We start from the raw sequence: 23,485 nt of genomic DNA on the forward strand, positions 1-23,485 counted from the left end.
TTGAATAAAATGTATATTTGTGCGATTTTACGAAATCGATTTCTTAAAAACAATAATAGTATAATTTTATGTCACAAAGTATTCACTCATTTATGGAATTGGTTGCAAAAAGAAATGGTCACGAACCAGAATTTATGCAAGCAGTTATGGAAGTTGCTGAAACAGTAATTCCGTTTATTGAACAAAATAAAAAATACCAAAACAAAATGCTTTTGGAAAGAATGGTGGAACCAGAAAGAGTAATCATGTTCCGAGTAACTTGGATAGACGATACGGGTAATACTCAAGTAAATCGTGGTTATAGAATTCAGATGAACTCTGCCATCGGACCCTATAAAGGAGGAATCCGTTTTCATCCTTCCGTTAACTTAAGCATTTTGAAGTTTTTAGCTTTCGAGCAAACTTTTAAAAACAGTTTAACAACATTACCTATGGGTGGCGGAAAAGGAGGAGCTGATTTTGATCCAAAAGGAAAATCTGATATCGAAATCATGAAATTCTGTCAAGCTTTTATGACGGAATTATCAAAACATATTGGCGCTGATACTGATGTTCCGGCCGGAGACATTGGAGTTGGAGGTAGAGAAGTAGGTTATATGTTTGGTCAATACAAAAGAATACGAAATGAATTTACAGGGGTGTTAACTGGGAAAGGAATTACTTTCGGAGGCTCTTTAATTCGACCAGAAGCTACAGGTTATGGAGATGTATATTTTGCTCAAAACATGTTGGCTACAAAAGGTCAAAGCTTTGAAGGAAAAACGGTAGTGGTTTCAGGTTCAGGAAATGTAGCACAATATGCTATTGAAAAAGCAACTCAATTAGGAGGTAAAGTAGTTACTGCTTCAGACTCTTCTGGATATATTTATGATGCTGATGGCATCACGCCTGAGAAATTAGCCTACATCATGGAAATCAAAAACGTAAACTATGGAAGAATTGGCGATTATGTTGCCAAATATCCTTCTGCACAATTCGTTTCTGGAAAACGTCCATGGGAAGTTAAATGTGATATTGCATTGCCATGTGCAACTCAAAATGAATTAAATGGCGACGAAGCAAAAGCGCTTATTGCTAACGGATGTACTTGTGTTGCCGAAGGGGCAAACATGCCTTCAACCCCAGAGGCAGTTACCGAATTCTTAAAAGCCAAAATACTTTTCGCTCCAGGTAAAGCATCAAATGCAGGCGGTGTTGCTACATCAGGACTTGAAATGTCACAAAACTCTTTACGTTTAAGCTGGACATCGGAAGAAGTAGATCAACGATTGAAAAACATCATGGCTAACATTCATGAAGCCTGTGTAAAATATGGTACCGATGCAAACGGATATACTGATTACGTTAAAGGTGCAAATATCGCAGGTTTCGTAAAAGTTGCCGATGCTATGCTGGCTCAAGGAATTGTATAAAAAATTAAACCAACCAACCAAAAGCGCTGCCGACCTATATAGAACGCCACGACTAGAGCGAATGCGACAGCCGAAGGAAATAAAGCCCTTAAAATGCCATCAGAAATGACGGCATTTTTTGTTTTCAGTATAACAAATTGATACTTTTTGCGTTTATACTATATTTGTATGCTAATTCTTCTATGATGAAACAGTGTTTTTTGTGCTATTTTATTCTTCTGCCACTACTAGTTTTTTCTCAACCAAATAGAAATTGGAAAGGGTATTTCTCCTATAACACTATAAAAGATGTGTCCGAATCGAGTACCCGCCTTTTTGCAGCTGCTGAAAATACTTTATTCACCAAAAATTTGAATACCAATGAACTTAAAACCATAAATAGTATTGATGGGCTATCTGGACAAACAATTTCTGCTATGTATCATAGCGAGACTTTTAATAAAACAATAGTAGGTTATGAAAATGGGTTGTTAATTGTAATTAATGATGTGGATGGAAGCATGTTAAATGTGGTAGACATTATCAATAAAAACATCCCAGCAAATATTAAAAAAATAAATCATTTTATGGAATATAATAGTGTACTATATATTTCATGTGATTTTGGAATTGTTCAATACAAATTAGCAACCTTAGAATTTGGCGACACCTATTTTATTGGCCCAGCCGGACAAGAAGTAAAGGTATATCAAACCACAATTTTTAATAATGATATTTATGCAGTTACACAATTTTTTGGCATCCGAAAAGCTGCTATTGCCAACCCAAATCTAAATGATTTTGCCCAATGGCAAGTTTTTGATTCTGGTTTTTGGAATGGTATTGTTACATTCAACAACCAATTGATAGGAATGAACACTAATAATATAATTTATCGTTACAACGGTTCCTTTTTTTCTCAGTTGGCAGTCCTTGGGCAACCTGGTCAAGACATCAGAGTTTCCTCGAATTACTTAATAGCTGCGTGCTCAAACAAAGTTTTAATTTTTAATCAAACATTAAATCCAATTGTAACCATACTAAATTCTCAAATTACATCTACACCCGCAACATTTAGTTGTGCCACAGTTATTGATTCTAGCATATATATAGGAACGAATGAAAACGGAATAGTTTCCTCAACAATTAGTAGCCCAACAAATTTTGAATTCATCATGCCTAGTGGCCCTAAAATGAACAATATGTTTTCTATTAATAGCACTTCTTCCAACTTATGGGCGGTATATGGTGGCTATGATATTACCTATAATCCTTACACTTATATTGGTTTTAGTCTAAGTGAATTTGGAATTAGCAAATACAACGAAACAGACGGCTGGCTCAACATTCCGTACAATGATGTATTAAACGCAAAAGCTTTGGTTAGAATTGCTGTAAATCCTAATGATGAAAATCAAGTATGTGTTGCCTCTTATAATGGTGGATTGTTAAAACTAGAAAGTGACATACCAACTACCTTATATGACGATTCGAATAGTACTTTGCAAGGAATAGTTCCCGGTTCAGATTTTAGAATTAATAGTACAACATTCGATAAATCGGGGAATTTATGGATGACAAATAGCAGGGTTAAAAACGGGCTTCAAGTATTAAAAACGGGAGGCCAATGGCAATCTTATAATATGGAAACTATTTTAGCTAATTATACCAACAATGATTTTTGCAAGATTGCTATCGATAAAAGCGGGACAAAATGGATAGCTTCCTATAAAAACGGTGTTATTGCCTTTAATGAAAATGCTAATGTTTTTAAAAAGTTATCCGAAGGTCTTGATACTGGAAACTTGCCTTCTATTGATGTTCGGGCTATAGCCGTTGACAATCGCAGTCAGGTATGGATTGGAACGAACAAAGGGTTACGAGTGTTGTCTAGCTCCGGAAGCTATAATAGCGAAGACCAAATGAAAGCAAATCCAATTATCTTTTTAGAAGAAGGTGTTGCAAAAGAACTTTTGCGAGAACAATTTATTACTGATATTGCGGTTAACGGTTCCAATCAAAAGTGGATTAGTACTGCCGATTCTGGAGTATTTCTTTTTTCTCCTAATGGTCAAGAAACTATATACCACTTTACCACTGAAAATTCCCCTTTACCAAGTAATGTGGTTAATGACATCGAGATTAATGCAACAACCGGAGAAGTGTTTTTTGCAACAAACAAAGGATTGGTTTCGTATCTAGGAACCTCAACCAAACCTACCGACAATTTAAATGCTGTTTATGTATATCCAAATCCAGTTCGCCCCGAATTTGTGGGAACCGTCAAAGTTGCAGGATTAATTTCGAAAGCCAATATTAAAATTACCGATATCGAAGGAAATTTAGTTTACGAAACCACATCTGAAGGCGGAACAATTGAATGGGACACTACGGCATTTGGCAAATACAAAGTAGCTTCAGGGGTTTATATGATTTTTATTGCTGCCGATGACGCTACTGAAACCGCTGTTAAAAAAGTGATGATTATCCGATAAAATTCCAATTTGAAAATCCCAAATCCCAATGTTGGTAAAAACCAAAGCGATTGTTCTTTCCTCCTTAAGATACCAAGAAAAAAGCTTGATTGTAAAATGCTTTACCCTTTCGGATGGGCTAAATAGTTATTTCGTTCCGAGTGCCTATTCTGGAAAAAAATCCAATCAAAAAATCGCTTATTTTCAGCCACTAACTATTCTAGAAATTGAAGCCAATCATAAGAATAAAGTAACATTAGAACATTTTAAAGAAATAAAGTTAGCCCATGCCTTTCAAACAATTTCAACGGATATTGTCAAAAGCACTATCGCAATGTTTCTCTCCGAAATCATTCATCAAAGTATACACGAAGAAGAGAAAAACGAAAACCTGTTCAACTTTCTTGAATCGGCTTTGCTTTGGCTTGATGCGCATGACCAAATGGCTAACTTTCATTTAATACTAATGCTCGAAATGACCAAATTCCTGGGCTTTTATCCTGATACTTCTGAAATGGAATTTAAATTTTTCGATACCAAAGAAGGAGTGTTTTCCCCTATTCAGGGAACAACTTGCCTGTCGGAACACGAAACCTTTTTGTTTAAAAAACTAATTGATTTAAAATTCGACAGCGGCCAAAAAGTCTTTGCGGGCGTCGAGCGTCAAATCCTGTTAAAAATTCTCCTCGACTATTATACCATTCATCTCGATGGTTTCAAAAAACCAAAATCACTCGATGTTTTAAAAGAAGTTTTTGCTTAAAATTACTTTGGGCGTGCCCTTTCAGGTCGTGCTATACGCTTCAATCTTTTATTCCGTAAACTTCATAAAAGGATTTTCACTTCTATCACTCACGCAAAAACTTATCACTCATAACTCATAACTCATAACTATTTATTACTTTCGCAAACTGATTTAAGAAAACGACAAAAATGAGTACTAAGTTTACTGAATACAAAGGACTTGACTTGCCCACTGTGGCATCAGAAGTGCTGGAGTTCTGGAAAGAAAATAATGTCTTTGAGCAAAGCGTAACTTCTCGAGAAGGCGCAACACCTTATGTGTTTTTTGAAGGGCCGCCATCTGCAAATGGTTTGCCTGGAATTCACCACGTAATGGCGCGTGCTATTAAAGATATTTTTTGTCGTTATAAAACTCAAAAAGGGTTTCAAGTGAAGCGAAAAGCGGGCTGGGACACGCACGGTCTGCCAGTTGAATTAGGAACCGAGGCAGCATTAGGCATCACCAAAGAAGATATCGGAAAAACCATTTCCATCGAAGAATACAACGAAGCGTGCAAACGAACGGTGATGCGCTATACTGATGTATGGAATGACTTAACCGAAAAAATGGGTTATTGGGTTGATATGGAAGATCCGTATGTTACCTACAAATCCAAATACATGGAGTCAGTTTGGTGGTTATTGAAACAAATCTATGATAAAGGTTTGTTATACAAAGGATATACTATCCAACCATATTCTCCAAAAGCTGGAACGGGATTATCTTCGCACGAAGTAAACCAACCAGGAAGTTATAGAGATGTAACGGATACAACCGTTGTGGCACAATTTAAAACGTTGTCAGAAACGTTGCCAAGCTTTTTGCAAGGTTTTGGAGAAGTTCACATTTTGGCTTGGACGACAACACCTTGGACGTTGCCAAGTAACACAGCATTAACGGTTGGACCAAAAATCGATTATGTTTTGGTCGAAACGTTTAATCAATATACTTTCCTTCCAGTAAAAGTTATTTTGGCTAAAAACTTAGTCGGAAAACAGTTCGGGAAAGGGTTTTTTGTAAGTGAAGAACGTTCTGATTTTGAAAACTTCAAAGCTGGAGATAACCTGCATGCCGGCAAGGCAGGAAATATTCCATTTAAAGTTTTAACAGAATTCAAAGGGGCAGCTTTAGTCGGAATTCGTTATGAACAACTAATGCCATTGACTTTACCATATCAATATCCAGAAAATGCCTTTAGAGTTATTTCAGGTGATTTTGTTACCACAGAAGATGGAACCGGAATTGTACATACGGCACCAACATTTGGAGCTGATGATGCCAAAGTTGCCAAAGAAGCTAAACCAGAAGTGCCGCCAATGTTGGTTTTAGATGCTAGTGGAAATCCAGTGCCTTTGGTTGACCTGCAGGGCAGGTTTATTCAAGGTTTAGGAAATTTATCTGGAAAATATGTAAAGAACGAATATTATGATGCCAATAAAGTTCCTGAACGTTCTGCAGATGTTGAAATCGCAATTCAGCTAAAAGAAGAAAACAAAGCGTTCAAAGTTGAAAAATACGTTCACAGTTACCCTCACAGTTGGAGAACCGATGAGCCTTTATTGTATTATCCGTTAGATTCTTGGTTCATCAAAGTAACCGAAGTTAAAGACAGAATGTTCGACTTAAACGAAACCATCAACTGGAAGCCAAAAGCAACAGGTGAAGGACGTTTTGGAAATTGGTTAAAAAATGCTAACGATTGGAACTTATCCCGTTCCCGTTATTGGGGAATTCCATTGCCAATCTGGAGAACTGAAGACGGAACAGAAGAAGTTTTGATTGGTTCTGTTGAAGAATTATACAATGCCATCGAAAAATCAATTGCTGTTGGTTTTCAAGCCGAAAATCCTTTTAAAGGTTTTGAAATCGGAAACATGAGTGAAGCCAATTATGATTTAGTCGACTTACATAAAAATGTTGTCGATGGCATTACGTTAGTTTCAGCTTCTGGTAAACCTATGAAACGCGAAAGCGATTTGATTGACGTTTGGTTTGATAGTGGCGCGATGCCCTATGCGCAATGGCATTACCCATTCGAAAACAAAGATAAAATCGATCAAAATAAAGATTTTCCAGCCGATTTTATAGCCGAAGGTGTAGATCAAACGCGTGGTTGGTTTTATACTTTACACGCTATCGGAACGTTGGTTTTTGACAAGATTGCCTATAAAAATGTAGTTTCAAACGGTTTGGTGCTTGATAAAAACGGACAAAAAATGTCCAAACGTCTTGGAAATGCCGTTGACCCTTTTACGACATTAACAGAATACGGTCCCGATGCGACACGTTGGTATATGATATCCAATGCGAATCCTTGGGATAACCTAAAATTTGATATCGAAGGTGTTGCTGAAGTAAGACGTAAATTCTTCGGAACATTATACAACACCTATTCGTTTTTCTCGTTATACGCCAACATTGACGGTTTTAAATATGCCGAAGCAGAAATTCCGCTAAATGAAAGACCGGAAATTGACCGTTGGATTTTATCTGAATTGCATACCTTAATAAAGGTGGTTGATGAAGCATACGCTGATTATGAACCCACAAAAGCAGCTCGAGCTATTTCTGATTTCGTTCAGGAGAATTTGAGTAACTGGTATGTGCGTCTGTGCCGAAGAAGATTTTGGAAAGGGGAATACGAAAAAGATAAAATTGCAGCTTATCAAACTTTATACACGTGTTTGATAAACATAGCCAAACTATCGGCCCCTATAGCTCCATTCTTTATGGATAAACTTTACAGAGACTTAACACAAGCAACACATATAGAGGAATTTGAGTCAGTACATTTGGCGAAATTTCCAAATTCGGTTGAAAACTTTGTTGATAAATCACTCGAAAGTAAAATGATGAAAGCACAAACCGTTTCATCTCTCGTTTTATCGCTTCGAAAAAAAGAAATGATAAAGGTACGTCAACCGTTGCAAAAGGTTATGATTCCTGTACTTGACAACAATCAGCGTGCTGAAATTAAGGCAGTTTCCGACCTCATAAAAGCCGAAGTAAACGTTAAAGAAATTGAACTTTTGGATGATGCATCAGGAGTTTTGGTAAAGCAAATTAAACCTAATTTTAAAGCACTCGGTCCTCGTTTTGGCAAGGACATGGGATTGATAGCCAAAGAGATACAAAGTTTTTCTGCAGAACAAATCAACGAATTAGACACAAAAGGCGAGTTGTCACTTGTTATATCAGGAAAAAGTATAATTTTATCATCCGATGATGTTGAGATTTCTTCACAAGATATCCCAGGTTGGTTAGTTGCTAATGCAAATGGAATAACGGTTGCTTTAGACATCACTTTAACCGAAGAATTAATAGACGAAGGAATCGCAAGAGAATTGGTTAACCGAATTCAAAACATTAGAAAAGACAGTGGTTTTGAAGTAACTGATAAAATTAAAGTTCATTTACAGCAAAATGACGCGTTAGAAAAAGCAGTTAACGCCAATAAAAAGTATATCAAATCGGAAACATTAACAGAAACATTAGATTTTGTAACTGATTTAAACAACGGAATAGAAATAGAATTTGACAGTATAAAAACAAAAATATTAATCTCAAAATAGCAAAAAGATGGTAGAAGAAAAAATGAGATACTCAGATGCAGATTTAGCAGAGTTCAAAGAAATAATAATAAATAAAATGGATAAGGCAAAAGCCGACTTAGAGTTGATAAAGAGTGCCTATATGAATGACTTAAACAACGGAACAGATGATACATCCCCAACGTTTAAAGCGTTTGAAGAAGGCAGTGAAACCATGTCTAAAGAAGCCAACTCACAATTAGCCATTCGTCAAGAAAAGTTTATTCGTGATTTAAAGAATGCACTGTTCCGTGTAGAAAATAAAACATATGGAGTTTGTAAAGTTACAGGCAAGCTTATAGGCAAAGAAAGATTAAAAATCGTTCCTCACGCTACAATGAGTATTGAAGCTAAAAATTTACAGCGATAATAACACTACTTTTATAAAGTAACGCTCCTAAACGGAGCGTTACTTTTTTAGAAAAAAAACACTATTTTTGCGCCATAAAAATCCAAAAAATGTCATTACGGAATTCTATTTTAATCATTGCTATAGTTTTATTAGTTGACCAATTTGTCAAAATTTATATCAAAACAAATTTTGTTTATGGTGAAGCGGGTCAAATTGATGTTGCCAATTGGTTTAAAATATTGCTGATTGAAAACGAAGGAATGGCATGGGGAACAAAGATTCCTGGTATTCACGGCAAATTAATTTTGACTTTTTTTAGAATCTTAGCTGTTTTTGGTATTGGGTATTGGTTATATGATGCCAGTACAAAACACAGCTCTAATTACTTAATGGTTGCCATTGCGTTAATTTTTGCTGGTGCTGTTGGAAATATTATTGATTCTGTTTTTTATGGCGTTATTTTCGATGATAGTTATGGTCATTTAGCCACCTTGTTTTCGGACAACCCTTCTGGAACTTGGTTTCACGGAAGAGTGGTTGACATGTTGTACTTTCCTATTTACGAAGGAACTTTTCCACAATGGCTTCCCCTTTACGGTGGTCAACCGTTCAAATTTTTTAATGCTATTTTCAACATTGCCGATATGGCCATTTCTACTGGAGTTGGAATCTTAATTGTATTTAATAAAAAAGCTTTTGCTAAAAAAACGACTATTGAAATGTATAAACCTTAGAAGGTGTAACACAATAATCTAATCGAATATCCGTTTCAAAAACATCATCAATAATTTCTTCGGGTTCAAAGAATGATAAGCCAACTTTGATAATCTCTTTATTGCATTTGGATAAAAAGTTGTCATAAAATCCTTTTCCATATCCTACTCTATTTCCTAATTTATCATACGCTAAAAGCGGAACAAAAACCACATCAATTTTAGTATCCGGAACCTCAATTCCGTTAATAGGCTCATAAATATTGTATTCGTTTTTTTGAAATTTAGTATTATCGGTCAGGAGATAATTAGTAATTCCAAAGCTCTCAAAATCACATTTGGCAACCACAATTTCCTTGTCTTTTCCGGCTAAAATCTGAAGAACGAATTCTGTTTCAACTTCTTTTTGTTCCTCAATAGACAGAAACAAATGAAAATACGTTTTCTCCCAGATGTCGAGTTGCAGCATTTTATTAGCAATAGCCAGACTTTTGTCTTCAATTTCGTCAAGCGATAATTGCTGACGTAACTGCTTGTATTTAGCTCTGAGTTCTTTTTTGTTCATCCTTCAAAAGTACTTTAATTTTTATAACTTTGAAATCAATGAATCCTAAATCCTCATTCCTAAATCCCAAATGAATATTCCTTCAATCGAACTTCAGATACAAACATTGCCCGACAATCCAGGCGTGTACCAGTATTATGATAAAGAAGGCAAAATTCTCTATGTTGGCAAAGCCAAAAATCTTAAAAAAAGAGTTGCTTCCTACTTCAATAAACTTCATGAAAATGCCAAAACTAATGTGTTGGTCAGGAAGATTGTCACCATAAAGCACATAGTAGTTGCGTCGGAACAAGATGCCCTTTTGTTGGAAAATAATCTAATAAAAAAACTACAGCCACGCTATAATGTTTTGCTGCGCGATGATAAAACCTATCCGTGGATTTGCATCAAAAAAGAACCATTTTCCCGAATATTCCCCACGCGGAGAATGATCAAAGACGGCTCGGAATATTTTGGTCCGTATACCAATTTCAAAACTGTAAATACTATTTTAGGTTTAATCAAAGAACTGTATACGTTGCGAACTTGCAACTACGATTTGAGTGAAAGCAATATCAAATCAAGTAAATACAAAGTGTGTTTAGAATATCATATCGGTAATTGCAAAGGCCCATGTGAAGGTTTTGAAAAACTGGAAAATTATCAAAAACAAGTGGATGCCATTCGTGAAATTCTGAAAGGAAATTTCAAAGATAGTTTACGCGATTTCAAAAAAATGATGCAAGATTTGGCATCTGAAATGAAATTTGAAGCGGCGCAAAAAATAAAAGAAAAAATTGAAGTCTTAGAAAATTATCAATCTAGATCAACAATCTTAAACCCAAAAATATCCAATATAGATGTGTTTTCTATAGTTTCAGATGAAACTATGGCGTATGTCAACTTTTTGCAAATATCATACGGTGCTATTATTCGATCTTTTACGTTAGAACTTAAAAAGAAATTGGATGAAACCGATGAAGAACTTTTAGAACTCGCTGTTGTTGAACTTCGTGATCGTTTTCATTTGACATCTAAAGAAATTATTTTGCCTTTTGAACTGGATTTTGGTTCAACATTAAAAGTAACCGTCCCACAAGTTGGCGATAAAAAACAAATTTTAGAATTGTCTCAACGCAATGCCAAATACCAACGCCTAGAACAACTGAAACAAATTCAAATCGTAGACCCAGAAAGACATACCAACCGTATTATGGCGCAAATGCAAAAGGATTTACGTCTTTCAAGCGAGCCCCGCCATATTGAATGTTTTGACAATTCGAACATTCAAGGAACCAATCCTGTTTCGGCCTGTGTTGTTTTTAAAGATGGAAAACCAAGTAAAAAAGACTATCGTCATTTTAATATCACAACGGTTGAAGGGCCAAATGACTTTGCCTCTATGGAAGAAGTTGTGTATCGAAGATACAAAAGGCTTTTGGATGAAAGTCAACCGTTACCACAACTAATAATTATTGATGGGGGAAAAGGGCAATTATCTTCTGCTTTGAAAAGTATTGATGATTTAGGTTTACGAGGGAAAATTGCAATTATTGGAATTGCCAAACGCCTTGAAGAATTGTTTTATCCAGGCGATTCAGTACCATTATATTTGGACAAAAAATCAGAAACGCTTAAAATTATTCAACAATTGCGAAACGAAGCGCATCGTTTTGGAATAACACATCATCGAGATAAACGAAGTAAATCGGCTTTGAATTCGACCATAGAACTAATTCCGGGCATCGGTGAAAAAACAATGTTAACGCTTTTAAAACATTTCAAAAGTGTTAAAAGATTGAAATTAGCCACAGAAAAAGAAATTTCTGAGGTTGTTGGAGTATCAAAAGCAAAAAAAATTTCCGACTTTTACCAAAAAGATATCTAAATGCGTAGCAAACCACTAGCCTTTAGCAATAAACCTTTAGCCAAAATTAGTTTTGTTGCTAAAGCGCTTTCTACTATTTCCTTTTACTTATTACCCCTTGCCTTTCTATTGCTTCCTATTACTTCTTTTTCTCAAGAAACAACAAAACGCCCCAAAGTAGGCCTAGTTCTAAGCGGAGGTGGTGCCAAAGGATTTGCTCATATCGGTGTATTAAAAGTGCTAGAAAAAGCAGGGGTGAAAATTGATTATATAGCCGGAACAAGTATGGGAGCTGTTGTAGGCGGATTATATGCTTCGGGTTATAGCGCAACTCAAATTGATTCTATTTTTTACAACACGGATTTCGACGAATTATTGCAAGATTATATTCCTCGCTCTTCTAAAAGTTTTTACGAAAAGCGAAATGATCAAATGTATGCACTGACATTGCCTTTTGACAAACTAAAAATAGGGATCCCAATTGCACTTTCTAAAGGAATGTATAACTATAATCTTTTATCAAAACTTACGCATAAAGTGAGATATGTTAGAGATTTTAATAAACTTCCAATTCCTTTTTTGTGTATTGCTACTGATATTGAAAAAGGAGAACAAGTGATTTTAAACAATGGCTATTTAGCACAAGCTATGTTGGCAAGCTCTGCATTTCCTTCTTTGTTTTCCCCTGTAGAAATAGACGGTAAACTATTGATTGACGGAGGCGTAGTAAATAATTATCCTGTTGAAGAAATTCGAAAAATGGGCGCTGATATTGTTATCGGAGTTGATGTTCAAGACGACTTAAAAGACCGAAAAGCGTTGAAAGACGCAACTAGAATCTTAGTTCAAATTACGAATCTTGATATGATTAGGGTAATGAAAGACAAACAAAAGTTAACCGATATTTATATCAAACCTGATGTAAAAGACTTTGGAGTAATTTCTTTTGACGAAGGGCCAAATATTATTAAAAAAGGAGAAGAAGCATCAATTGAAGTCTATGACCAAATTAAAAAACTTGTAGATTCTATTAAAATTTATAAAACAACTCTTTTAAACATAAGCAAAGACACTCTAAATATTAAAAACATTTCAATTAATAAATTAGAAAATTATACTAGAGCTTATATATTGGGGAAACTTCAATTTAAAAATGGCAAAAAAATAACCTATGAAGATTTAAAAACAGGTATTAACAACATCAATGCTACTCAAAATTTTAGCAGAATTAGTTACACTCTTGAAGGTAAGGAACAGGAAGATGAATTAAAATTAAGCTTGACTGAAAACCCAACCAAAACTTTTTTGAAGTTCGGACTTCATTATGATGGATTATATAAAAGTGCTGTTTTGGCGAACATTACCCAAAAAAAATCGTTTTTTAAAAATGATGTGATATCCCTTGATCTTGGACTTGGAGACAACATTAGATATAATTTAGATTACTATATTGACAATGGTTTTTATTGGAGTTTTGGAATAAAATCCCGATTTAATACATTTAATAAAAATGTAACTACCGATTTTAGAAATGGAGAATTGTTGTCACAACTTGGCTTGAATAGTATTAATATTGATTTTTCTGATCTTACCAATCAAGTGTATTTGCAAACTGTTTTTATTCAGAAATTCTTGATTGCAAGCGGAATAGAGCATAAAATACTACAAATTAAATCAGACAACTTGGGTAATATCAGTCCAACTTTCGAAAAAAGTAGTTATTTAAGTGTTTTTGGATATATGACTTATGATTCGTTTGACAATAAACTATTTCCAAAAAAAGGATGGTTGTTTACCGGAGATATACACTCTTTTCTTTATTCATCTGATTATACAAATGAATTCAATCGATTTACAATTGCAAAAGGTGAAATAGGAGTGGTTAAATCTATAAATAAAAAACTAACTTTTAAACTTCAATCAGAAGCTGGATTTGCTTTTGGAGAAGACAGTGTACATTTTTTCGATTTTGTTTTAGGGGGTTATGGATTTAATACTGTAAATAATTTCAAGCCTTTTTATGGTTATGATTTTTTAAGTATTGCAGGTAATAGTTATGTTAAATCTTGTTTTACTTTAGATTATGAGTTTTACAAAAAAAACCACTTCAATTTCGCTGCTAATTTTGCCAACGTTCAAGACGGATTGTTTGAAAACGGAAACTGGCTTTCAAAACCTACCTACAATGGTTATGCTGTTGGTTATGCCTTGGAATCAATTATTGGCCCAGTTGAAATCAAATACTCTTGGTCTCCTGAGTTGAACAGAGGATATGCGTATTTTGCTGTTGGGTTTTCATTTTAAAACCAAAGTGATTCTATATTATCTGTTTTAAAATAAAAAACTATATTTGAAACTATTAACTTTTAACTAAAACCACATTACTATGTCTATTTGGAAAAGAAAACCATTGGCGCTCTTACTTGCCGAAGCGTCAGACTCTGAAAAAGGATTAAAGAAAACATTAACTGCTTCGGGATTAGTAGCTTTGGGAATAGGAGCAATTATAGGAGCTGGTTTGTTTTCAATTACAGGCTTAGCAGCATCCATGAATGCTGGTCCAGCAATTACGATTTCATTTCTTGTAGCGGCATTTGGATGCATTTTTGCTGGATTATGTTATGCCGAATTTTCATCTATGATTCCAGTTGCTGGTAGTGCCTACACCTATTCATTTGCTACAATGGGCGAATTTATCGCTTGGATAATTGGTTGGGATTTAGTTTTAGAATATGCCGTTGGTGCGGCAACTGTTTCCATAAGTTGGTCGAGATATTTTGGAAAATTTTTAGGAAATTATGGCATTCATTTGCCTAATTCTTTTATGTTGTCACCATTTGAAGGAGGCGTAATTAATGTTCCAGCAGTAATTATTGTTATGCTAATGTCATTAGTTTTGATACGCGGAACAAAAGAATCGGCATTCGTAAATGGAATTATCGTTTTATTAAAAGTAACCGTCGTATTAGTCTTTATTGCTGTGGGTTGGCAATACATTAGACCTGAAAACTACACACCATACATTCCTGAAAACACAGGAAAATTTGGCGAGTTTGGATTTTCTGGAATCATTAGAGCGGCGGCAATTGTGTTTTTTGCCTATATCGGTTTTGATGCTGTTTCCACTGCTGCACAAGAAGCTAAAAACCCGAAACGAGATATGCCAATTGGTATTTTGTTATCATTAGGAATTTGTACGATTCTCTATATTCTATTTGCTCACGTGATGACAGGAGTCGTAAATTATCAAGCATTTGCTGGTAAAGACGGAATTGCTCCTGTTGCTATTGCGGTAGAAGCTATGGGAACAACGGGCGCAGATGGAATGATAACTCCTGCCTATCCATGGTTGAACACTGCAATTTTATTAGCTATTTTAGGAGGGTATGCCTCCGTGATTCTAGTGATGTTAATGGGCCAAAGTAGGGTGTTTTTCTCTATGAGTAAAGATGGTTTGATGCCAAAGGTGTTTTCTGAAGTACATCCAAAATTCAGAACGCCAGCAAAAAATAATTTATTATTCATGTTAATTGTAAGCTTATTTGCTGCTTTTGTTCCGGCAAGAGTTGTTGGTGAAATGACCAGTATAGGTACTTTGTTTGCGTTTATTTTAGTTTGTATAGGAGTATTAATTATGCGTAAGAAAATGCCTGATGCACCTAGAGCATTTAGAACACCGCTCGTTCCTTTTGTCCCTATTGCAGGTGTCTTGGTGTGTTTGTTTATGATGGTATTTTTACCATTAGATACTTGGATCAGACTTATTGTTTGGATGATGATAGGCTTCGATTTCTATTTATTTTACGGAATGAAAAATAGCATATTAAACAAAGGAAACTTTAGTTTAAACAATTATAAGACTGTTGCTGGTTCTGGATTAGGAATGGTTTTGGGATTAATCGTTATTGCTTATATTCATCATTCTGATCCTGCTATTGATGATAGTTTCTTATTTTATTTTTCATTAGTATTTGCAGCTATACATGCGTTTATTTATGCATACAGCTTTAAAAAAGCAAGATAAATTAAAAGGCTTAAAGTAAAGGGTGTTGAACGATTGATTTCTCAATTTTTCAACACCTTTCTCTTTGATAAATATTTCACAATAAAGAAGTCCTAAAATTAAATTTTTCCGATATTTGTTAGATGAAAAAATGGGATAACTTATTAGCACATTTAAAATTCCTCATCAAGAGAAATCCTGAATGAAGTGATTTTGACTACCTAAAATCTTATATTTAATATCATAAATCTAAAATTTAAATCATGCCATTATATCATAAACTAGGAAATATTCCGCCTAAACGTCATACACAATTTCGCAAACCTAACGGAAATTTATACTACGAACAATTGTTTGGAACCGTAGGGTTTGACGGAATGTATACCAACTCTTATCACGAACACAGACCAACACAAGTAAAAGAAATTAGAAAACATTATAGTGTTGCACCAAAAATTTCAAAAGCCAATAATATTCAGTCCTATCGCCTTCGCGGATTTCAAGTTACTCCTGAAAATGATTTTCTAGAAAGTCGAAAAATTGTTTTGACAAATTCTGATTGCCATATTGCATTAGCAGCACCAAAACATTCCACCAAAGACTATTTTTATAAAAATACCGACTCTGATGAATTGCTTTTCATTCATAAAGGTGCTGGAAAATTAAGAACCATGTTGGGTAATATCGATTTTAAATACGGTGATTATTTAATCATTCCACGCGGAATTATTTATAAAATTGATTTCGATACCGAAGACAATCGTTTGTTTATAGTAGAGTCACATCGGCCTATTTATACCCCAAAACGCTACCGAAACTGGTTTGGTCAATTGTTAGAACATTCGCCTTTTTGTGAACGTGATATTCGACGACCATACGAATTGGAAACGAATAACGAAAAAGGAGAATTTATAATCAAAGTAAAAAAGAAAGACGAAATTTTTGACATGGTATATGCGACACATCCTTTTGATGTCATCGGATATGACGGCTATAATTATCCGTATGCTTTCTCCATTCATGACTTTGAACCTATCACCGGAAGAATCCACCAACCGCCACCTGTACATCAAACTTTTGAAACCGATGCTTTTGTAGTGTGCTCTTTCGTACCGCGTTTATACGATTACCATCCTGAATCAATTCCGGCACCATATAATCACAGCAACATCGATTCTGACGAAGTTTTATATTATGTAGATGGCGATTTTATGAGTCGTAACGATGTTGAAGCCGGACACATATCCTTACACCCTGCTGGAATTCCACACGGCCCGCACCCAGGAGCAGTAGAAAGAAGTATCGGGAAAAAAGATACGCAGGAATTGGCCGTTATGGTTGATACTTTTAAACCTTTGATGGTCACTGAAGAGGCGATGAAAATTGCTGATGAAAAATATTTTCAATCTTGGTTAGAGTAATTTGGATTTTTATACTGCATTTATTTCAGTAGCCATTCCGGCTTTTGCCTTTATCTCGCTACGCGAGGATATCGGCGCAATCCGGGCTAAAAAATAATAAACACAACTTTATCAAAAAATAAAATTATGTCAAATGAAATAAAATCCGTTGAATACGGACTCGAAAAAATATTCGAAGGAGCACAAGATTTCCTTCCTCTTTTAGGAACTGATTATGTCGAATTTTATGTAGGCAACGCCAAACAAGCAGCTCACTTTTATAAATCGGCTTTTGGATTTCAATCGCACGCCTACGCAGGACTAGAAACCGGGATGAAAGACAGAGCATCCTATGTTTTGAAACAAGATAAAATACGTTTGGTATTAACAACAGCTTTGAACAGTAACTCCCCAATCGGTGAACATGTAAAAAAACATGGTGATGGCGTAAAAATAATAGCCCTTTGGGTTGAAGATGCCCGTTCGGCATTTGAGGAAACTACCAAGCGCGGTGCCAAAGTTTTTATGGAACCAACCCTAGAAAAAGACGAACACGGCGAAGTAGTTCGTGCCGGAATTTACACTTATGGTGAAACGGTTCATATGTTTGTAGAACGTAAAAATTACAACGGCGCTTTTTTACCCGGTTATAAAGAATGGAAATCCGATTACAATCCTGCTCCAGTTGGTTTAAAATTTGTTGACCACATGGTAGGAAATGTGGGTTGGAACGAAATGAATACTTGGGTAAAATGGTACGAAGACGTGATGGGTTTTGTAAATTTCCTTTCCTTTGATGACAAGCAAATCACAACCGAATATTCGGCATTAATGAGTAAAGTAATGAGCAATGGTAACGGAAGAATCAAATTCCCAATCAACGAGCCTGCTGAAGGAAAGAAAAAATCACAAATTGAAGAATACCTAGATTTTTATGAAGGTTCAGGGGTACAACACATTGCGGTAGCAACGGATGATATCATTAAAACAATTGCCGATATGCGTTCTAGAGGAATTGAGTTCTTAAGCACGCCTCCACAGGCCTATTATGATGCCATTCCAGAACGATTGAAAGATCACATGCATAAGTTTAAAGAAGACATTAATGAGCTCCAGAAATTAGGTATTATGATTGATGCGGATGAAGAAGGGTACTTATTGCAAATCTTTACCAAACCAATTGAAGACAGACCGACATTATTTTTCGAAATCATTCAAAGAATGGGCGCCAAAGGTTTTGGTGCCGGAAACTTTAAAGCCTTATTTGAATCTATTGAGAGAGAACAAATGTTGCGAGGTACTTTGTAAGTCTTTTTTAAGCACTTTTAAGCATAAAAAAAGAGTCCCGAATATTTTGGGGACTCTTTTTTTTTAATAAACACTAATTTCTAGTTAATTACAACGTCATCAATTTGCATAGTCGTTGTTGGTCCCGAAGAACCATTGCCAATATATTCAAAGACGAAGAAACCATTCCCTATTAAACCAGCAGGTATAGCATAATTACCACTATTTGTAAAATTGGTTGGGTAACCTGATGGTGAGCCCGGAGAATAGGTAAAACTTGACGAAATATCTACTAAAGTTGCCGTTGTTGCATTTGAACCTGGAACATAATTAGTAGAGTAGTATACTTTTAAAACACTACTGTCTCCAAAGCCCGCTTTAGTTTTGAATGAAAAAGTGTTAGCTGCAGTCAAATTAACCGGCACAAAAAACAAAACTCTATTGGCTTCAGGCGTTCCACCAAAAGAAGACATTTGAATGTATTTATTTCCTCCAAATGTTTTTACTTGCCAATATCTGGTGCCTGTAACTGCATCGTTAATGTATTTTGGAAATACTGAAGCATTTGTTGCATACGATGTAAATGGTTCATTTAATGCACTGTCGTAGGTAATCGCTGTTCCTCCTACCGGTGGACTAACATCAAAACGAGGTAATGTTAATTGAATATCGCTTTCATACCTAACTATAAATTGAAAATCGGTATCATATTTTGACAATACTCCTCTAATTTTTCCGCTACCTCTAGGTACTTGTTTCCCTGTAAAAGGACAAAAACTACTGAATCGGATGATTTGTGATGAACCTCCTGCTGACGAAATAAGTTCATGGTTGGTTGCACCTCCTCCAGAGTCAATATCATAATAGGTTCTATTAATTGATGCTTCTGCAAATTGAACATTGTCTAATTCAACTAAGGTGTTTTGGTTGGCATCAGTATAAGCACTAGCCAACGATAAAGTTCTAAGCATTGCACTTTCTGGTTCTATGGTTGCCGAAGGGAATAAATGATCTTTCCATTCAAACTCAGAAATTCTACCTATTGTTCCTTCATATAATGCGCCAATTTGTAAAGAGCCATAAACAATTGCAGAATACAACCCATTAAGTTTGATGTACACTTTTCTTCCCGGTGTAAATCCTTTTCCGTATAACGTTGTAACATTCAGAGGCACGCTAAATCCAATAGGGTTTGAGCCATCTGTTGGGATGGTTTGAAATGAAATAGACTTGTAAAAAGTACCTTGTGCATCACTTGAAGTAACATAAGCCTCAATAATATCATCAGTAGTAAATTGAACTGGAGCTGCAGTTGCTGCTGAATTAACAGAGGCTACCGTTCTAGTAGTTGTTAATTCATAGGTAACTAAAGTTTCTTTTGGTGTTTGATAATTATCATCATTTGCACAGCTAGTAAAAAACCCTAATGCAATAGAAAATAGTAACCCTGTTTTTAAAATTATATTTTTCATAGTTTCTTTAAAATTTATTTTTTATCGAAAATTCTAATGTTATCCAATTCATAGGTCCCGTCTAGAGAAAAGTTTGTTCCTGATCCTTTGCATCTAAAAGCTAGGTAAATAGAACCCGTGTAGCTAGACAAATCAACTAACCCAGAACTAAAAAAATCAAAATTAGTATCGAAATCTAAAGGTGGTTTCGTAAAACTTAATGGTTGCCAATTTGCTGCTAAAACATTGGTTCCGTCATAATTTGTTGACACTAATAAATCTATTGAATTTGATGATGAAGAAACATATGCCTGAGCTACGTCAAAAGCTAATGTTTCATTATCCATGATATCCATATTAATTGCTGGCGAGACTAACCACGCAATATTAGTTGCTTGACCTGATTGGTACGATGTAAATTCAGCATATTTTGTTCCGTTATAGTATCCTTCTTCCCATTTCACTGTTCCAACTTCGGCAAAATTTGTCCAACCAGATAAGGCTATACTATTTCCTTCCGTTTGCTCCGTAAAACTATTAAACTGTTCGTAGAAAGCGAAAGTTGTTGATTCGGGAATTTTAATGTCGTTCTCAGGGGAACATCCCATTAATGGCATAAATGCCAAAAGACCGATAATTATTTTTTCATAATTTTTCATAAGGCTATTTTTTTAAAAATTAATGTACAAATTTACAAAATATGTTCTGCCGTAACCATAAAAATATCTTGGAGCAAAAGCTGGAGTGCCACTTGACACATCTTGATTAACCTCTCTAAAGTTAGCATTTCTTGTTTGTTCAAAACCGCCTGTTTTGTAAAAAGTATCTAAAACATTATTCACAGTAGCAAAGAAACCGAATGTTTGATTTCCAACTTTCCATGATTTCCCGCCAGTTAAATTTAACAACATGAAATTATCGAACTTTTCTTGTCTTAATAATTCTCTTGCTCTTTCTTGCGTAGCCTCAGGAAAAGACAATCCTTCTGAATCTTGTGGGTTTTTGAAGAAGTTATCTGTTCTTAATAAAGAGGATATATCTAAAAAGTTATTGGCAAGATAGTTTGCATTCGCACCAACCCACCAGAATTTTGGATCTCTATATTCCATTCCAAAAGACGCAGCAGTTTGTGGACCACCGGATAAACGATATCCTTTTAATTTTGCCTCACCAAAATTAATAGTAGGATTAGTATTAGTTGGGCTGGCTAAATCATCATTATTTAAAGAAACGGTCGGATTGTTATTATAAGTATTCTCTCCATAGGCTCCAGAAAGTAGCAACTTAATTGTTGAAGTTACTTGATATTCCATACCCAGTTCAAAACCAATATTTTGTTTTTCTATATTAGTAACGGTTTCTGCCACAAAAGCATCTCCTCCATCATCATTATTATCATCAAATATACCTTCTCCAAAGAAAAACGAAGTTTCTGTTGCATTTTTAATATTGGTATAATAGGCAGTTAATCTCGTTTTAAATTTAGGTGCTTTAATGATGTAACTTACATCTCCGCTTGTTACATTTTCTGGCCCAAGTCCTTCTGGTGTGTTGTCATTAAGACGTCCGTTAGGGAATACATTTCTTAAAGCTGGAGCTTTAGTCATATATAAAGCATTAAAATTAAAAAATTGTTTTCCCGTTATTTTATACGTTAAACCGCCTTTAAAACCAAAGTTCTCATAAATATATTTATCGCTTTTACCAAATGAATTTGTTGGATACAATCCATTTCTGTATAAACCCTCTCGTTGATATTGAGTTCTTGTATAGGATTGAGCTAAATAAAAATCAATTTTTTTATAGGTAAATTTAAATTGTGTAAAAGCATCAACTGTATTCGCTAATAAATTATAATTATAACTAAATTTCGTATCGCTACCATCATCAAGTCGAATGTTTCTGTAAGGGTTGTTCAAATCAGAAACCTGCTCATCTCCCGCTTGAAAATTGTCATAATCTTGATAGTAATCCCCACCAAGTAAATCCAAAAGATTTGCAAAATTATGAGATTTTAATTTTCTAAATGTTACACCAGCATTCATGTTGATATTATCCGCTAGTTGTGAACTTAAAATTGAATTGGCAGTCCATACCTTATCGTCGGTTCTGTCTTCATATAATACGTAAGCACTTCCCAATCCAACTCTTGCGTTCGCTTTGTTGGTTTCGTATAAAGCATCCCAGTTTATTTGTCTGTTTGCCAAAAAATTTGTCGCTGCTAATTGACCATTGGCAACATTTATAGGATCATCTCCTTGGAAATCGGTATAATCATCAGGATTATAGGCAGATGTGTAATAACTTGGTAAGTTTCTGTAATATATTGGATCTGGATTTTCTGCTCCTTGATTTTCAATTCGACTATTTCCAATCTTACCAAACTGATAAGAAGCGTTGGTGTTCAAATTCGTTTTATCCGATATTTTCCAATAATGTGACAACATTAATATTGGTTCGTTAACTTCTTTATCTCTTGAATTTCTTTTCTTTCCATCTTGCCAACCCCAGTAAGAATTATATCTATTCCCAGCAAGTCTTCTTACTTCTTCAGAGTTTGGCGAGCTCTTACCACGACTATTCTCAGAATAAATTGAAGTAAAGTTTATAGAATGATGATCATTAAATTTCTTTTCAACACTGGCAAATAATGCTTTAGCATCATAATCTGTTCCTTCAAAATATCCTTCGTTAGCCCAACGCCCAGAAGCTGAAACAACATAAGCCCATCCGCTTGTGTTCATTCCTGATGCATGCGTAGCCATTGTTCTCCAACTGTAATTAGTATTTGTACTCGAAAACGAAATTCTAGATCCTTTTCTATATATCGAAGCCCTTGTATTTATTTCTTGTGTGCCCAGAATTCCACCAAAAGTATAGTCTGAAGGCGCAGAACCCATAGTAAACTCTTGGTTTCTTGTAGCATCATTTAACCCGCCCCAATTGGCCCATTGCGGTCTTCCATCATATATTTTGTTCATCGTAACTCCATTAATCATGGTAGTTCCGTATTCATTATCCAAACCTCTTATTCTAAAACGCGCTTGTCCCCAATTGAATGCGGCAGCTTGTTGGAATGCATCCCTTGATGCTTGTAATAATCCCGAAGTACTTTCAGAACCACTGTTATCGTCACCTAAATCATTTTCGGTAATGGTGATCAAACTTAATTGTTGCTCAGAAGTAATGTCTTCTTCAAGAACTACAATTCCTAAATCTAAAACTTTTCCCTCTTCAACATCTACTGCCAACAATTGGTCCTTATACCCTGCGCTTTTAATTTGAAGTAATTGACTCCCTTTAGGAACCTCTTTAAAAGTAAAAACACCCATAGCATCTGTTAGAGCAGTTATAGTAGTGTTTTGAATAGACGCAACAACGTTCTGTAATGGCTTTTGAGTTTTAGAATCTACCACTTTTCCGGTAACCCCAGTTGTAGTTTGTGCAAAACAAAAAAGTACTTGCATTACGAATAATGTACTAATAACAAGTTTTTTCATAAATAAAATTAATTAATTTTTTTTCTATTTAAGTCTTAATAAAAACTTAAAGCGGGCAAATGTACATCTTTTAATAATATTATCTACTTTTGGCTCGCGGTTTGTAAAAAAACTTGACATTAAATTAAT

15 protein-coding genes are annotated in these 23,485 nt (G+C 35.0%); 11 read left to right on the plus strand and 4 right to left on the minus strand.

Going from position 1 to position 23,485, the window contains the following annotated elements; translation table 11 throughout:
• The first annotated feature begins 68 nt into the window (after window positions 1–68).
• The 6 genes from gdhA to ACIQ2L_RS02395 all read left to right on the plus strand — a co-directional run bounded on the left by gdhA (window position 69) and on the right by ACIQ2L_RS02395 (window position 9,325).
• Window positions 69–1,412: an NADP-specific glutamate dehydrogenase gene (gene gdhA, locus ACIQ2L_RS02370; protein WP_396156069.1), complete on the plus strand. Its 1,344-nt coding sequence runs from the start codon at window positions 69–71 to the stop codon at window positions 1,410–1,412.
• Between the two features lie 200 nt (window positions 1,413–1,612).
• The gene (locus ACIQ2L_RS02375; RefSeq protein WP_396156071.1) at window positions 1,613–3,886 is read left to right on the plus strand and encodes a T9SS type A sorting domain-containing protein; all 2,274 of its coding nucleotides are present in this window, start codon (window positions 1,613–1,615) and stop codon (window positions 3,884–3,886) included.
• A gap of 28 nt (window positions 3,887–3,914) precedes the next feature.
• Window positions 3,915–4,628 (plus strand): DNA repair protein RecO, encoded by a 714-nt coding sequence (gene recO / locus ACIQ2L_RS02380; RefSeq protein ID WP_396156073.1) that lies wholly within the window; start codon window positions 3,915–3,917, stop codon window positions 4,626–4,628.
• A gap of 170 nt (window positions 4,629–4,798) precedes the next feature.
• Window positions 4,799–8,221: an isoleucine--tRNA ligase gene (gene ileS, locus ACIQ2L_RS02385; RefSeq protein ID WP_396156075.1), complete on the plus strand. Its 3,423-nt coding sequence runs from the start codon at window positions 4,799–4,801 to the stop codon at window positions 8,219–8,221.
• Between the two features lie 7 nt (window positions 8,222–8,228).
• Window positions 8,229–8,609 carry a TraR/DksA family transcriptional regulator gene (locus tag ACIQ2L_RS02390; RefSeq protein WP_396156077.1) on the plus strand — a complete coding sequence of 127 codons (381 nt, stop codon included), beginning with the start codon at window positions 8,229–8,231 and terminating at the stop codon, window positions 8,607–8,609.
• An 89-nt stretch (window positions 8,610–8,698) separates the two neighbouring features.
• Window positions 8,699–9,325 carry a lipoprotein signal peptidase gene (locus ACIQ2L_RS02395; RefSeq protein ID WP_396156079.1) on the plus strand — a complete coding sequence of 209 codons (627 nt, stop codon included), beginning with the start codon at window positions 8,699–8,701 and terminating at the stop codon, window positions 9,323–9,325.
• On the opposite strand, the gene ACIQ2L_RS02400 is transcribed toward ACIQ2L_RS02395, so the two are convergent.
• The gene (locus ACIQ2L_RS02400) at window positions 9,303–9,869 is read right to left on the minus strand and encodes a 5-formyltetrahydrofolate cyclo-ligase (RefSeq protein WP_396156081.1); all 567 of its coding nucleotides are present in this window, start codon (window positions 9,867–9,869) and stop codon (window positions 9,303–9,305) included. The two genes, ACIQ2L_RS02395 and ACIQ2L_RS02400, sit on opposite strands and share 23 nt — an antisense overlap.
• A 70-nt stretch (window positions 9,870–9,939) precedes the next feature.
• Between ACIQ2L_RS02400 and uvrC the strand changes: the two genes are divergently transcribed.
• From uvrC to hppD, 5 genes are all read left to right on the plus strand, one after another.
• Window positions 9,940–11,736: an excinuclease ABC subunit UvrC gene (uvrC, locus tag ACIQ2L_RS02405; protein ID WP_396156083.1), complete on the plus strand. Its 1,797-nt coding sequence runs from the start codon at window positions 9,940–9,942 to the stop codon at window positions 11,734–11,736.
• The gene (locus tag ACIQ2L_RS02410) at window positions 11,737–14,019 is read left to right on the plus strand and encodes a patatin-like phospholipase family protein (protein WP_396156085.1); all 2,283 of its coding nucleotides are present in this window, start codon (window positions 11,737–11,739) and stop codon (window positions 14,017–14,019) included.
• A gap of 82 nt (window positions 14,020–14,101) precedes the next feature.
• Window positions 14,102–15,739, plus strand: a complete 1,638-nt coding sequence (locus ACIQ2L_RS02415) for an amino acid permease (protein ID WP_396156087.1) — start codon at window positions 14,102–14,104, stop codon at window positions 15,737–15,739.
• Window positions 15,740–15,981: 242 nt separating this feature from the next.
• The gene (locus ACIQ2L_RS02420; RefSeq protein ID WP_396156089.1) at window positions 15,982–17,139 is read left to right on the plus strand and encodes a homogentisate 1,2-dioxygenase; all 1,158 of its coding nucleotides are present in this window, start codon (window positions 15,982–15,984) and stop codon (window positions 17,137–17,139) included.
• Between the two features lie 126 nt (window positions 17,140–17,265).
• Window positions 17,266–18,426 carry a 4-hydroxyphenylpyruvate dioxygenase gene (gene hppD, locus ACIQ2L_RS02425; RefSeq protein WP_396156090.1) on the plus strand — a complete coding sequence of 387 codons (1,161 nt, stop codon included), beginning with the start codon at window positions 17,266–17,268 and terminating at the stop codon, window positions 18,424–18,426.
• A gap of 80 nt (window positions 18,427–18,506) precedes the next feature.
• On the opposite strand, the gene ACIQ2L_RS02430 is transcribed toward hppD, so the two are convergent.
• The 3 genes from ACIQ2L_RS02430 to ACIQ2L_RS02440 are packed head-to-tail and all read right to left on the minus strand — an operon-like array spanning window position 18,507 to window position 23,356.
• Window positions 18,507–19,877, minus strand: a complete 1,371-nt coding sequence (locus ACIQ2L_RS02430) for a DUF5689 domain-containing protein (RefSeq protein WP_396156092.1) — start codon at window positions 19,875–19,877, stop codon at window positions 18,507–18,509.
• 14 nt (window positions 19,878–19,891) lie between these two features.
• Window positions 19,892–20,515, minus strand: a complete 624-nt coding sequence (locus ACIQ2L_RS02435) for a hypothetical protein (protein WP_396156094.1) — start codon at window positions 20,513–20,515, stop codon at window positions 19,892–19,894.
• Between the two features lie 12 nt (window positions 20,516–20,527).
• On the minus strand, window positions 20,528–23,356 hold the full coding sequence (locus ACIQ2L_RS02440; RefSeq protein WP_396156096.1) for a carboxypeptidase-like regulatory domain-containing protein: 2,829 nt from the start codon (window positions 23,354–23,356) through the stop codon (window positions 20,528–20,530).
• Between the last annotated feature and the right edge of the window lie 129 nt (window positions 23,357–23,485).

Source organism: Flavobacterium sp. (genome assembly GCF_044369455.1).
Taxonomy (GTDB): Bacteria; Bacteroidota; Bacteroidia; order Flavobacteriales; family Flavobacteriaceae; genus Flavobacterium.